Origin of the sequence: Massilibacteroides sp. (genome assembly GCF_028705895.1) — a bacterium.
In the GTDB taxonomy this organism is placed as follows: Bacteria; Bacteroidota; Bacteroidia; order Bacteroidales; family Tannerellaceae; genus Massilibacteroides.
Genome location: NZ_JAQWCQ010000022.1, coordinates 36,425 through 50,515, shown reverse-complemented (window position 1 = coordinate 50,515; position 14,091 = coordinate 36,425). Strand labels below are relative to the sequence as shown.

At 36.7% G+C, this 14,091-nt stretch carries 12 protein-coding genes; 2 read left to right on the top strand and 10 right to left on the bottom strand.

What is annotated here, in order from left to right:
- Positions 1–122: 122 nt before the first annotated feature.
- Both PHT93_RS07435 and PHT93_RS07430 read right to left on the bottom strand, forming a co-directional pair.
- Entirely contained in the window at positions 123–284 is a 162-nt protein-coding gene (locus PHT93_RS07435; protein ID WP_300241312.1) for a hypothetical protein, read from the bottom strand.
- Between the two features lie 119 nt (positions 285–403).
- Entirely contained in the window at positions 404–2,908 is a 2,505-nt protein-coding gene (locus tag PHT93_RS07430) for a YfhO family protein (RefSeq protein ID WP_300241310.1), read from the bottom strand.
- Positions 2,909–3,009: 101 nt separating this feature from the next.
- Between PHT93_RS07430 and PHT93_RS07425 the strand changes: the two genes are divergently transcribed.
- Complete coding sequence (locus tag PHT93_RS07425; RefSeq protein ID WP_300241307.1) at positions 3,010–3,912, top strand: glycosyltransferase; 903 nt, start codon at positions 3,010–3,012, stop codon at positions 3,910–3,912.
- Here the strand turns inward: PHT93_RS07425 and PHT93_RS07420 are convergent.
- The 8 genes from PHT93_RS07420 to PHT93_RS07385 all read right to left on the bottom strand — a co-directional run bounded on the left by PHT93_RS07420 (position 3,907) and on the right by PHT93_RS07385 (position 12,392).
- Positions 3,907–4,806, bottom strand: a complete 900-nt coding sequence (locus PHT93_RS07420) for an alpha-1,2-fucosyltransferase (RefSeq protein ID WP_300241305.1) — start codon at positions 4,804–4,806, stop codon at positions 3,907–3,909. The genes PHT93_RS07425 and PHT93_RS07420 overlap by 6 nt on opposite strands.
- Before the next feature lie 30 nt (positions 4,807–4,836).
- Positions 4,837–5,778 (bottom strand): hypothetical protein, encoded by a 942-nt coding sequence (locus tag PHT93_RS07415; RefSeq protein ID WP_300241303.1) that lies wholly within the window; start codon positions 5,776–5,778, stop codon positions 4,837–4,839.
- Positions 5,775–6,701 (bottom strand): glycosyltransferase family 10, encoded by a 927-nt coding sequence (locus PHT93_RS07410; RefSeq protein ID WP_300241301.1) that lies wholly within the window; start codon positions 6,699–6,701, stop codon positions 5,775–5,777. Before PHT93_RS07410 ends, PHT93_RS07415 begins: the two co-directional genes overlap by 4 nt.
- 14 nt (positions 6,702–6,715) lie before the next feature.
- Positions 6,716–7,708 carry a glycosyltransferase family 2 protein gene (locus PHT93_RS07405; RefSeq protein WP_300241299.1) on the bottom strand — a complete coding sequence of 331 codons (993 nt, stop codon included), beginning with the start codon at positions 7,706–7,708 and terminating at the stop codon, positions 6,716–6,718.
- Positions 7,709–7,714: 6 nt separating this feature from the next.
- Positions 7,715–8,635: a glycosyltransferase family 2 protein gene (locus PHT93_RS07400; protein WP_300241296.1), complete on the bottom strand. Its 921-nt coding sequence runs from the start codon at positions 8,633–8,635 to the stop codon at positions 7,715–7,717.
- On the bottom strand, positions 8,635–9,537 hold the full coding sequence (locus tag PHT93_RS07395; RefSeq protein WP_300241294.1) for an FkbM family methyltransferase: 903 nt from the start codon (positions 9,535–9,537) through the stop codon (positions 8,635–8,637). Before PHT93_RS07395 ends, PHT93_RS07400 begins: the two co-directional genes overlap by 1 nt.
- Positions 9,537–10,964: a lipopolysaccharide biosynthesis protein gene (locus tag PHT93_RS07390; protein ID WP_300241292.1), complete on the bottom strand. Its 1,428-nt coding sequence runs from the start codon at positions 10,962–10,964 to the stop codon at positions 9,537–9,539. Before PHT93_RS07390 ends, PHT93_RS07395 begins: the two co-directional genes overlap by 1 nt.
- Before the next feature lie 159 nt (positions 10,965–11,123).
- Positions 11,124–12,392: a nucleotide sugar dehydrogenase gene (locus PHT93_RS07385; RefSeq protein WP_300241290.1), complete on the bottom strand. Its 1,269-nt coding sequence runs from the start codon at positions 12,390–12,392 to the stop codon at positions 11,124–11,126.
- 312 nt (positions 12,393–12,704) lie between these two features.
- Between PHT93_RS07385 and PHT93_RS07380 the strand changes: the two genes are divergently transcribed.
- Positions 12,705–14,024, top strand: a complete 1,320-nt coding sequence (locus PHT93_RS07380) for a Fic family protein (protein WP_300241288.1) — start codon at positions 12,705–12,707, stop codon at positions 14,022–14,024.
- Positions 14,025–14,091: the final 67 nt, after the last annotated feature.

Sequence of the window (14,091 nt, the reverse complement as noted above, 5' to 3'; positions counted from 1 at the left end):
TAGTATAGTCCAACGCAACGCGTTGGGAAGGATGTAGAACGAGTCTCGCGCCCTGAAGGGGCAACATAGCAGATGTTAGGGTAGGTTTATACTGTCCTTTCAGGCCGCAAAGGAAGGGTGTCCTATTCCCCAACACGTTGTGTTGGGCTGATATATACTCGGCTTTCAGCCGGAATTATTCGAAGAATAGTAAGACTAAAGTGGAGTAAGAAGTTTGAGTTGATGACATTGGTCTCTAAAATGCCAGGTTGCAGTATAGACGTATCACGATGGATGATTACCATAACAACTGGATATTTTGCCTGATCCGTTTTTATAGATGTTGAAAATCAACGAATAAAATACCTCTGAAAATATAAAGGATATTTTTTCAAAAATATCCTTTATATTTTTTCATCAAATACTACCCCTTTTTTTCTATGCGTTGTCTGTAATTAGTCCAGATGCTATAACCGATAGCAGCAACTAACAATAGCAAAATTATGAAAGAACTGTACGAACTAACGTTGGCTGCAACGACATATGCTTCGGGATAAAACTCGAATACAATTTCGTGCTTACCTGCAGGAACAATCATACCGCGCAATGTCCAGTCAACACGGAAATGCGGAGCCGGTTGTCCGTCAACTGTAGCTCTCCACCCCGGTTGATAGTATATTTCCGAAAAGACTGCCAATTGATCCGAAGTTGTTTCGGAAGTATATTTCAAACGATTAGGCTTATAAGACGTCTGCACAATCTTTGCAGTTGAGTCTGCAGACGGCATAAAGCCTTTAATCTCCGATTCAAATCGCTTGTCAATAATCGCCGTTTTCAATGGGTCAATATTATTTAACGCAGCAATCTCAGCATCTGCATTCTCTACAATCTTGACATCGGAAACAAACCAGGCATTACCGTATGCATACGGATTCTTAATTGGAGGTTGTTCCGGATTGTATATAATATAACGTGTGTTAAGCATATTCAGAGCAGGAGAAGACGCTAAAGCTCCGAAAATATCCTCAATTGATTGTGCCTTTTGCAGAGATGTTATAATACTGCCAACTTCAACCTGTAGATTATGATCAATCAATTCTTGGTAACGTCTTAACTTGGCCGCGTGATAACCTCCGATGGATTTATGGAAATAGGATGTAGAGGTTTCCTGGAATGGATTATTCAGGTTCAGTACACGAGATGATGGGTCTGTGTCTTTAAGAATATCATTATCTGCAACAGATGGTTTATACGTTTCATGCGGTTTCTCTTTCACAAAATCGTCTTCATTTACGAAGCGTTTATCAACAGTCCAGAGATCCGCTAAAAAGAGAACAGCAATACCAGCTGAAAGGACAACAGTCATTGTTTTTTTGTCTTTTGCCTTCCAGTACAAAAACAGTAATCCCGCCCCGGCCAGAATAAAAATCAAAGAACGCAATGCATCGGCTGACGCAAGCGAAGCCCGATCCATCAATAGCGCATTATAATACCAGTCAGGGAATTGATAGCGTGCGTCAAGAGAAGATCTGAAGTCAAGTAATAGATTCGGCATTAACCAGACAATCAGGCATAATCCTCCGGCTATCGCTAATGCGCTGATCATTCCTTTTTTTACTAATTTCTCATCCACGTTTCCAGCAACTAACTCCTTTACTCCCCAAATTGCAATAACAGGAAAAACCAAACCCGGAATCACCAAAGCCATTTCAACCGTGCGGAACTTATTATATTGAGGAAGGTAATGGAAAATGAAATCATTGAACCAATCCATATATTTCCCAAGAGCCAGGAAGGTCAAGAATAATGCCCCGCCAAATAGCCACCATTTATAGGGACTTCTGACTACAAACATGCCGAAAACAAAAAGAAAACAAACCAAAGCCCCGAAATAAACCGGACCTGAAGTAAAGAGTTTGTCGCCCCAGTAAGTATAAGTCTGAACGTCCTTTCCAACCTGAGCGCCTTGCGCCTTCATTGCCTTATATAGTTCCGAATCCGGGCCCAATGTACCCACAGAACCTCCCCCATAAGCATTCGGAATCAGTAATGTCAATAATTCTCTTTTCTGATAACTCCACTCAAAAGCGTAATCTTTATCCAAACCGGAAGATATCTTTTCACCATCAGCAGTAGTGGTAGTGAGTTCAGTCGCCCCACGAGTCGAGGTTTTACTCATTTCAAGATTTGCATATATGTTTGCTGCATTAGGTAATACGGCCAATACAACACAGCCTAACATAATGCCTGAAGTAACGATCAAGTCACGTATTCGCTTTTCTTTAATTGTATAGAATGTATATCCCAGAAAGAGAAATAAACAAAGCAAAACAAGGTAATAGGTAATCTGTAAATGGTTTTCGTTAATAGACATCGCTACCCCAAAAGTAAACAGGACAACACCCCATAAATAGCTCTTTTTAAAGAGGAGAAACATCCCCGCAAGAACTAAAGGCATATAAGCAATAACATACGCTTTCGTAATATGCCCTGCCTCAATAATAATGATGTTGTAAGAAGCAAAAGCAAAGGCGATGGCTCCGGCAACGGCCAGCCATCGTCGTACGCCCATTACATACATTAGAATGTAGAAGCAGACAAGACCGATGAAGACCATTCTTACACAGCTATAGTCTAAGAAAGACAAAACCTTGCCAACAAAAGACAGATTATTCGAAGGAGCACCTATAACCGTCGTGTGATAGGAGGGCATTCCCGAAAACATATTTCCCTGCCATGCAATAATATCTTTGTTGTCCTTAGTATCATAATTAAGTAACTCCTGCGCCATGCCTACGAACTTCTGAGTATCTCCTTGCTGAAGTGTTTTCCCGTCTAACACGACAGGAGAAAAATAGAACATAGACAACGCCATAAATAGAAATACGACAAACGCATGCCAACCGATTTCTTTCCAATTTTGCTTCATGAATTTTATTTTAGCTTTTAACCTAAGTGCAAATATATCAATTCTATCAGGAATATATCTTTATCTTTGTTCTATATTAATCTTTTCTTATTGTAGAACAAATGGTTTTATCGGTAGTTATCTGTACATATAACAGGGGAAAGTATATCCCTATGGTGCTGGACTGTTTAGAAAAGCAATCGCTTCCCAAAGATAATTTTGAGGTATTGATCATAAACAATAACAGTCCCGATGATACGGATGAAATTGTAAACAAATACCTCTCCTCCAGTTCGCTCCCTATTCATTATTTTATTGAATACAATCAGGGCATTTCTTATGCAAGAAATAGAGGGGTTAATGAAGCTACAGGTGAAATTATTGTTTTTCTGGATGATGACGAGACGGTGGATTCGGACTTTCTTTTAAATATAAAGACTTTTTTCGAAACACATCCCGATGCAGGAATCACTTCAGGGCCGGTTGTTCCTGTCTTTGAAGTAACGAAACCACAATGGCTATCGAAATATATTGAAAGAGCCATTACCGGCAGATATGACAAAGGAAATGAAATAAAGAAGTTGCCTCCGAAAGACTATCCTGGCACAGGTCATGCCTGTTTCAGAAAAAGTTTGTTTAAAAAATACGGAGATTTCAATACGGATTTAGGAAGAAAAGGAAACTCTTTGATGGGGGCAGAGGATAAAGATTTCTTTTTGCGATTGATGAATGGAAACGAGAGTTGTTATTACTTACCCGGAGCACGAATATATCACCATATTCCGGCAGAAAAATTAACCGATTCTTTCTTTAAAAAGATAACCTATGCGATGGGTAAAAGTGAAAGAATACGAACCCTGAATCTGGGGAAGGCTTTTTATTACAAACGGCTTCTACTGGAACTGTTCAAATGGGGAGCTTCATTCATCTTATGGGTGGGTTATTTAATTACTCTACAACCGGCAAAAGGAAATAAAATAATTGGTTTCCGTTGGAATCTGACCAAGGGGTTGATTGGGCTATGAATTGATTCGAATCCATGTTTTGGGGAACAAATCAATACCATTATCTGAATTTGTATATTTAGGAGGGCATAGCACAAGTTTTTCCGGATTACTGTTCAGCCAGGCTCCCCACCAACTAAAAGTGCTGTTTGCGACAATATTATGTTTGCATAAAGACATTAAGCACATATCTTCCCACGAATTATTTCCACTATTCCAATCTATATAATAAACCTCCGATGGAAATTGTAAGTTTTCCTTCACCCATGTTATATCATCGGAGAAAACAAAAAAAGAAATATCTTGAAAAGAATCATTGAACCATTTAATACTTTTTTGATAATAGCTAAGAGTACAGATATTTCCAAAGACAGAAGAATTGGCAGGGTTTAAATAATCACCACGTCGTATATGAATAGAGATACTATTTTTACGCTGTATCAACTTTGCTGTATTTTGAGTTTTTTCGGAAGTGCAGGATAAATTAAATGAAAAAGCGTTTCTCACTTTCTCCTCTTCTCTGATAAAGTAGTCTTCTCTCTGAAATCGCCCGTACCATATAGCTTTTAATGAACGTTTGTTATTGTTTTTAGTTAATTCCGGGAGATAATCAGATTTAGCAATAATACCAAACAATTTTAGTGCATTAATAAGCAATATAAAGAAATCCGGGAATTTTGACTTGCAGGCAAATACTATACACTTTCGTACATACCATACTAAAAAATCATCTGTCGGATTATTGTTCAATTTTATACCAAATACATTATTCAGCTCTGAGCCGTAATTACTTTGCCCGTTCCTTGCCAGATAATCATTTAAAAATACGTTATCTTTTTGATTAAGAGTTAACGAAAAAGCATATTGAAACATTTGATTTCCGAGCCCGCCTACTACAGATATTATATTCCTCATTGTTTTTTTATTTGAAAAGATAATGTATAATTACCAGATAGTCCATTCAGGAACATCTACAGAATATGTTTTTTTCGGAGCCATTTTCATTCCCAGATACATGCCGGGGTTGGAACTAAATGTACCGATAAATAATTCTCCATCCGAAATGATGTCAGTGGAAGTAAACAATCGGATTAATTGCTTCGCACGGGTTTGGCGGTTCTGTTTGCTGAATTGTTTATGGAAATAGCCACGTTCCTCTTGTCCGCATAAGGTGTAAAAATGCCATTCGGGATATTTCTCTAAGAGCCTTTCTATTACAGTATAATCGTCTGTTAACACAAATGCTTCCCTGCAATCCGTTAGTTCCATAGCTTTTTTTATATAAACATCTTCTTCTTGTTTTGATGCTTCTATAAATTTATCACCGCCTCTGATATGTAATCCGATATATTTCTCAGGAAGTTTCAACGATGTTCGTAATCCTTCTACTTCTTGCTGTACTGTTGGGGTATAAACCCAGGTTAGTTCAATCAGTTTTCTGCAGATATCCCGTAAGTTCCCAGATGCCGAGATGGAAGGTATGTCATACTGTTTGTGAATATCCAGTGAACGAGCCTGAATCCATACGTCAGACATTAGCAGGGTATTACGAAATAGTTTACGCACAGTCGAAATCATTATCCGGTCGATTGTATTTAAAAACTTTAACCGGAAGGTTTCATCCGGACGTTTATTTATTAAGGAATGCAACGGACATTTATTCTCTTCGCAAAACGGGATAAAGAAGTCATTCCACCCGTCTTTCAGCCTAAAATTAGCATCTCTTGAGTAGATAGAAAATTTCAGGTTGTTTTCCAGACAATATACGAGACATAGAATCATGTTGTTGTACTCAGAAAAAAAACCGGCATCTACACCTAAATGATATACAACTACAGGGGTGTTCTTGTCTTTGCGGATAGTGTTGAATAGTTTTTCTCTTATCATCGCTTAAATAAAGAAAAAAGCTTTTTTACTAATGAGATTTCTCTGTTCCGAATTAATTTCGTGTAACCATAATCCGGAGCGCGTTTTGCTTCTTGAGGAGATTGAGATAATATATTTCTTATAAAAGAAGAGAAATCGTTATCCCAGTTTTTTTGAGTTTGCTCAGCTGTCAACCAAGGTAATGACAGCTTGCTTAGGTATTCTTCCTCGTTTTCATCGAGAAAAACGATATAATCAATGATCTCTTTTATTTTCGATTTGTCTTTTAACCAAACAAATGACTCTTTATTAAAATCAAGATCAACCTGCGGATTCCCCCAATAAACAGGCATGGAGTTTACACGCATCGGTTCTATTATTTTCTCCGTAGTATATCCATTTACACTACTATTCTCAAAAGCAATTGTGAATTTGTATTTCTGAATAAAAGACATCTTATCGGCAACAGGCCCTCCTATATTGTTTAATAATCGTCCACCAGAATCAATTTTCTTGTATTTTGATAGTTCGCGAAAGAACAACTCTCTGAAAGGATCTGCAAGTTTCGAATTAGAATATACAAAATTGCAGAACTTACGTTTGGCCAAATCCGGTAAGATCTGTTTAGTCTCCTTAATCCTTTCATAATAATCACCATAAAGCAAATATAGAGGAAACCTCAAATGTCTGTCTCCAAAGTCAATCGGATGAAAAGAAATCGCATAATCGCAAGAATTAAAATCAGGAACATCATTCTCTCCAGTAAAGTATATCTTTATACAGTTTTTGAAATTCTTATGTTTATTGCCTTGTGAAGAATAGAATAAAAAATCAGGATTTTCATCAATTATATAGTTTCCCTCATTTACTTTAGTCGTAATAAAGTTATTCTCAGGATTAAAACCTTTCCAAAAGTCTGCGAAATATATTCTTAATGTTTTCATTTATTCTTTTGCTGTTAACGTACTCCTTTCAGGAACAGATATGTTTTGAAGATCAGAAATGCCCAGCCAAACGGGGATTTCAATAGGGCTAATTTAATTTGCGACGACCTGCTTATTCCTTCTGTGATGGAACCAATCCTGTCTAATTGAGAGTTGATCTCTGCAAAAGTTATTCTCGATTTATCCCGCTCCGTCCTACACCGTACAGATTCCTTGAAGTAATAGAAGCAGTAATCAATCAAATAGTCTTTTATATGTACATCTTTACGAAACAGGTTTTCCGCAATGGAAATGTCAACGATCTTACTCAATACATAGAATAGGCTGTTGAAATTGTGATCCGTTTTTTTTTGAGTAATAGATTGCCCCTGGATGTGATAGATATACGTTATCTGATTACACACAAGCATCAAAGATGATCTGACCGCAAGCATAAAACTCCATAAAGTATCTTCATGGATAATCTTTTTCTCAAAAAAGATAGTATGATCTCTGATCGTTTTTAGCCGGACCAACTTGTTACAGGTCATATCCGGCCATTGCATTAAGAGAAATGAATCCAGGATTCTCTCTTTTTCATAATGACCGTCCGGTAATTTTGTCGTTTTAAAGCCTGTCTTATCTGTTCCCGTTAAAGAAAATTCTCCGATCACGATATCGGCATTGGTATTACCGAGTTTTTCAACCAAAATCTCAATGGCATTGAGTGGTAACTCATCGTCACTATCCAAAAAATAAATATAATCTCCCGAAGATGCATTAAGCCCTGTATTCCGTGCAATAGCTACCCCTCTGTTGACTTCATGCAAGACTAAATGGACATCTGCCCCTCTTGGAGAACCAAGAATAAGATCCTTGATAATACGCAGGCTGTCATCGGTTGAGCCATCATCAACAAGAATGTATTCAATCGATTTATAACCCTGGTTTAATGCCGATAATAAGCAACGCTCAATAAACCGGGCTGCATTATAGATGGGTATGATAATGGAGACTTTTATTTCCACAGCATATTATTGTTGAATGTTTCTTTTTCTGAATGAACGGAAAACTTCGGAATTAGTTTCTTTCTTGGTTTGCCAGTATGTCTTTCTTTTTGCGTCTCCTAAGATTGAAAATTGTAATACGCGAAGCCGGTTCTTCAACTGAGTGATGGCATAGATAAGATTGCTTCCGGATTTACCGTATAGTTTATTGAAATAAATATACTGCCCTTGGTAATAGAAAGTCAGCCTTGAGATAGACGCATAGTCGGATTTTCCTTCTAAATGAATAATTTGGGCGTCCGGTACGGAAACGATTCTATATCCTTGTTTTTTTATTCTGTAACAGAGTTCCGTTTCTTCATAATTCATAAAAAAAGCCGGATCAAATCCTCCGGTCTTTTCCAAAACTTCCCTTTTTAATAATAAGTCTGCTCCACTGATGGACGCAACATCCAAAGGGGAGCCGGTATAATTAAATTGTTCTGATTTACTTTTTGAAAAAAAGGTTACCGGTAAATAGAATATAGAAAGAACCTCTTGTAAAAAGGACGGAAATAAAGCACTGAAAGAAATGGCTGGTTTGTTATCTATACTATATAAATTCCCTCCGCACGCACCAACGTGTTCACTTCCGTTCAAAAAATCATACAATATCTTTATTGCATTATTTATTAACAAGGTATCCGGATTAAGAAAGAAGAAACAATGACCTTTTGCTATTTGGATTCCTAAATTATTAGCTCTGCCGAATCCGACATTCTCCTCTGATTGGACAGGTATAACTTCAGGATATACGGCAGTTATTTTGGCTAACGATTCATCTCCGGAGTTGTTATCAACAACAATTATTTCGTATGTAATTCCATCCGTTTTCTCTTTAACAGATTGAATACTGTCAAGAATCAGTTGAGCCGTTTTATAATTCACATAAATAATCGAAACATCCATCACGCGTAACTCTTTTTCGTTGCCCTAAGGATAGCCTTATTCAAATGCTTATTAAAGAATAGGAACCCCTCTGTAAAAGAATAGGAATAATTGAGCGAAGATAGATAAGCACTGATGTCTTTTGCATCAGAAGGACTGTGATATGTACAAACAGATAAGAATACATCGTCTTTGCTCTTTAATGTCTGTTCTGCACCATGCAGGGCAGAGAGTTCCGCTCCCTCTATATCCATTTTAATAAAGCATCCTTTGCTTGTTTTATCTTTTAGAAATGTATCGATCGTTATTTCTGTCTCCGAATCCACATTCGATACATAACGGGGAATGATCGTTACTTTCTCTGCCCAAGGAGAAAAGGTGACCTTTAAAGCATCTATCCAATAAGGTTCGCATTCAAAAAGATAACTGTGTTGGATTGACTCTATCACATTTAATGAAAAAATTCCTTCTGCTGCACCGATGTCAAGTACAGTATGTCCATTAAGAGGAGAGTAATCTTCCAGATATCTGTGTGGGGAACGTCTGTCTTGTTCGATAAGCAATGTTTTATACAAGTCCAGAACTTCAGCTTCTGTGAAATGAATAGGAAAATATAATCTTTTCTGGTTATGAAGAACATAATACATCTTATGTTGCTCGTCATAAAAACAATCAATAGGCCTTTCGTATTCCGAAACAAAAGGCCATGGGTAGCTCGTCAGTTCGTGTTTGCCCATAAAACGAAATAACTCGTTCTTCTCAGTTTTGGGAAGTAAGGGAAATAAATAATAAGTCATTTTAGCCCGGACTAATACATCAAAATTTCTTTTCACATACAGAATGTCCTTCAGGAATAATTTGTATATTTTCTCTCTTGTATGTTCTGAGACATATGTCCTATAGATCTTTGTGAAATAGTTCATTATTTTTTTTGTTTTAGAAACCTGATACTCTCTTTAAAGACTACAGCATTACTTTTCCACATAACCAGAATGTAAATAACGGCTGTAATACAAATCTTGGATAAGAATAATAGATATAAGTTTGAAATATTTTTTGTTGTAAACCAGGCAATAGCTACTGAAATAATGGTAATGATCAGAAAGGGAAATATGTCTTTTGTAACCTCCAAAAAGGTTAGCTTTGTTAGTCTGCCTACAAAATAAATCCAGCCGTATAAGGCGATGAAGTTAATGCTTAGATAAGCTATAACCATTGTGTATATACCATAGCTTGAGACGAGGAGTACCAAAGCCAATTGGATAATACAGGTTAAAATCATACCGTACATATACAAATTTGATTTGCCGTGCGAGATTAAGAGGTTTGTACAGAGTGTCCAGATATAAGAAAATGCACCCCAAATGCAGAATAATTGAAGAAACGGGACTGCATTTAACCATTTTTCTCCTATAGCGATTACGATTAATTCTTTTCCGATAAAGGCTATACCAAGCATCAACGGGAAGGAGATGAAAGCTCCAAAGCGCAATATCTTTCGAAAGACATGCTTCTGACGATCAGGGTCATCTTTTACCTGTACAAATACAGGTTGGGCTATTCCATTTATGGCTCCGCTAATAAGAGATTGTCCCATCGTCATCCATTTTTGCCCTTGTGAATAAAAGCCTACTTGTTTTTCGTCATAGAGACGACCAAAGACGACCGAAAACAGGTGGTTGTTTATGTGAAAGAACAGGTTGGTTATGAAGATTTTTGAACTAAAGCCAAACATTTCTTTTATGGGGGCAAAGTTTATATTAAAATTCGGCCTCCATTTCACAAACCACCAGCGCAAAATAATCAATGATGCGGAATAAGTAATTGTCTGAAAAGCTAATGCCCAATAGGAGTAACCGGCAAATGAGAATGATATGCCAACACAGTTCGAAAGAGCTAAAGAGATGATATCAATTTTGGCTTTTTCTTTAATTCTTATTTCTTTAAGCAGAATCGCATTATGAACTACACCAAGACCGCCTATTCCGACACATATAAATAAGAAACGTGACAAGTCTATTAATTCTGCATTGTCAAAAAATAACGCAATATACGGAGCCGAGAAATAAAGTAAAACATATAAAATGATACCACTTAGCGTACTAAACCAAAAAATGGAATTGTAATCGTCAAAGCTTACGTTTTTTTTATTTATCAGGGCATTCACAAAGCCACAATCCATTATCGTACTGGATACGGCAATAAATATGGTTAGCATTCCAATCATGCCATAATCTTCGGCATTCAGGATACGAGCTAAGACAATCCCAAAGATGAGGGTTAGCACATTACTTGTACCACCCCAAAGTAATCCACTTGCTGTTTTGTCTTTCAGAGATTGTTCTGCCATTTTGTATTATTTGCATACATCAACCTTCGTCACTCCCAAAGTCAGAATGACGAAAAGTTCACAAATATAACGAAATTGAGGGATTTAATTTCTTAATGGGTGAGTTAGCGTCAGAACAAATATAATCTACCTTGTGTTGGACTGGTGTTTATTCTTCTTTTATAGTCTCCCGTGCGAAAGACTCTGGTCAAGCATTGATTTGACATCGAATAAAACTGTTGCACGATTTTGCATGAATGAGAAATCAATGGCCTTAAATTCATCATGCGCTACAGTCAGGATTATCCCGTCATATGCTTTCAGATCGGGTAATTCCGGAAGAAGTGATATGCCATACTCTGCTTTTACTTCGTCTCTCAGAGCGTGTGGATCATAGACATCAACTTTAACTCCGAAGTCCTGCAATTCATCAATCACATCAACTACTTTCGTGTTTCGGGTATCAGGACAATTTTCTTTAAAAGTAAAGCCTAAAATAAGTACTTTGCTACTTACGATCTTGATCCCGTTCTTTATCATCAATTTTACGGTTTTCGATGCAACAAATCGTCCCATTTCGTCATTTACCGTTCGTCCCGAAAGAATTACTTGAGGATTGTATCCCAGGCATTGTGATTTATGTAAAAGATAATAAGGATCTACTCCGATGCAATGACCGCCTACCAGACCGGGAGTAAACTTGAGGAAGTTCCATTTTGTTGCTGCCGCCTCTAATACTTCCGTTGTGTCAATATTCATTCGGTCAAAAATCAGAGCCAGCTCGTTGACGAACGAAATATTGACGTCACGTTGTGCGTTTTCGATCGCCTTACAAGCCTCTGCTACTTTGATGCTGGATGTTTTGTGCGTACCAGCCGTTATAATAGAGGCATATACTTGTTTTATCTTGTCTGCTGTCTCAGGAGTTGAACCGGAAACAACCTTTACAATAGTTGTCAGTTTGTTTTTCTTATCTCCGGGATTAATTCGTTCCGGAGAATAACCGCAGAAGAAGTCTTTATTAAAAATTAAACCGGAAGCCAATTCCAATATCGGTACACAATCTTCTTCCGTACATCCCGGGTAAACGGTCGATTCATATACTACAATGTCGCCTTTCTTCAGAACTTGTCCTATGGCGGCTGAGGCATTTAACAGAGGAATAAGATCGGGTGTTTTGAAATTAGTTACCGGAGTAGGAACCGTTACAATATAAAAGTTCGAGTTGGCTATTGCATTAATATCATTGCTTACACTTAATCTGCCGGATAAAGCTGCTGTAAGTTCCTCTTGTTCTATTTCTTTGGTTCGATCATTGCCTTTGCTTAATTGAGAAACACGTTCTTTGTTGATGTCAAAACCTACAACATCATATTTTTGCGCAAAAGCAACAGCTAAAGGTAATCCGACATAGCCCAAGCCAACAACTGCAATTCTTATATTATCCATCTGATTTTGTGTATTTATCTATGACTCGAAAATACAAAGGTAAGTATAAAACTAATTAGAGGCTGTCATCACGACAACCTCTAAACAACTTTGTTAACCTTAAATCTAATACTATTATGAAAAAACCACTACACAAAAGTATATATTCTTTGAATAGTAGCAATAGTTAAAGTGCTAATAAGTGTTTTTGGACGTTTAATAAAAGCTAAAGAAACATGCTGACTTGGAGTTGTTAATAAGACAAAATAGCGAGATTTTGGCTAAATCTCGCTATTTTGTCTTATATTTGTTTCGATATCAATGTAATAAAAAATGGAACAAGTACCAAAGTTAACAGAAAAAAATATTGAAAACGCATTTCTTGCTTTAATGAAAGCGGAAAATGTAGAGTTAATCAAAGATATTAACCGGGAATATTTATATTGGGATAAAGTAAAATATAAACAATCAGATTTTTCACCAATTGATTTGTGGGCACTAATTAAGCTTAGCAGACAAATTAATTATTCTGATCTGCAGTTTGATAAATACAATTTCAAGTTTTATTCAACAGAATATATTCTGGAGATGCTCCATTCCTTTGATATGAATATTGGAGGATATTTGGGAAGCAATGACTTCATTCCTGAACAGGAAAAAAACAGATATATTGTGAATTCTATTATGGAAGAAGCGATCTCCAGCAGCAAGATGGAAGGAGCAAGTACAACACGAAAAAAAGCAAAAGACATATTAAGAAAGGAGGAGAAGCCAAGAGACAAGTCTGAGCGTATGATCGTCAACAACTATCATACAATGCAATATATTACGCAGCATAAAGAAGAGGACTTAACACCTGAAAAATTACTCTACATTCATAGTTCAATCACAAAAGACACCTTAGATACAGCCGAAGAAGAAGGTGCTTTTCGCAAAAACGACGATATTTTAGTGGTTAATACGTCAACAAGTGAAGCCGTACATACGCCTCCTAACTATAAGGAAATCCCAGAATTAATTGAGAGTATCTGCGCTTTCTTTAATGAGGATAAAACATTCATTCATCCTATAATAAAAGGTATTATAATACATTTCATGATAGCATGGATACATCCTTTTAGTGATGGGAATGGAAGAACTGCCCGTTCACTGTTTTATTGGTATTTATCTAAGAAGGGGTATTGGCTAACCGAGTATTTATCAATTTCAAGAATTATTCAGCATAACAAAAGTCAATATGAAAAGGCCTATCTATATACCGAGAATGATGAAAATGACTTAAATTATTTTATCGTATATAATCTGAAAGCAATGGAAAAAGCATTTAATGCTTTGAAGGCGTATATCCAAAAAAAGACAATGGAAGTTAAACAAATTGCTCGTTTTATACGACTCCCGAACATAAATGAAAGACAGGCTTATTTATTAAAAAAATTGTATGATAACGCAGAATTAGTACTCACTATAAAAGAACTAAAAAATAGATTTTCGATTTCTGACTATACGGCACGGACAGATTTGGCGAGATTAGTGGAGGGAGGTTTCTTGGAAGAAAAACAAGTCAATAAAAAACAAAAACATTACTTAAGGTCTAAAGAATTCCTTTCTCTTATCTCTTCATCAGACGAAAAGGATGTTAACAAAACAAAATAGCGAGATTTTGACCAAATCTCGCTATTTTGTTTTGTTAACACTGCCGTGTAAAACAACAAAAGGCATC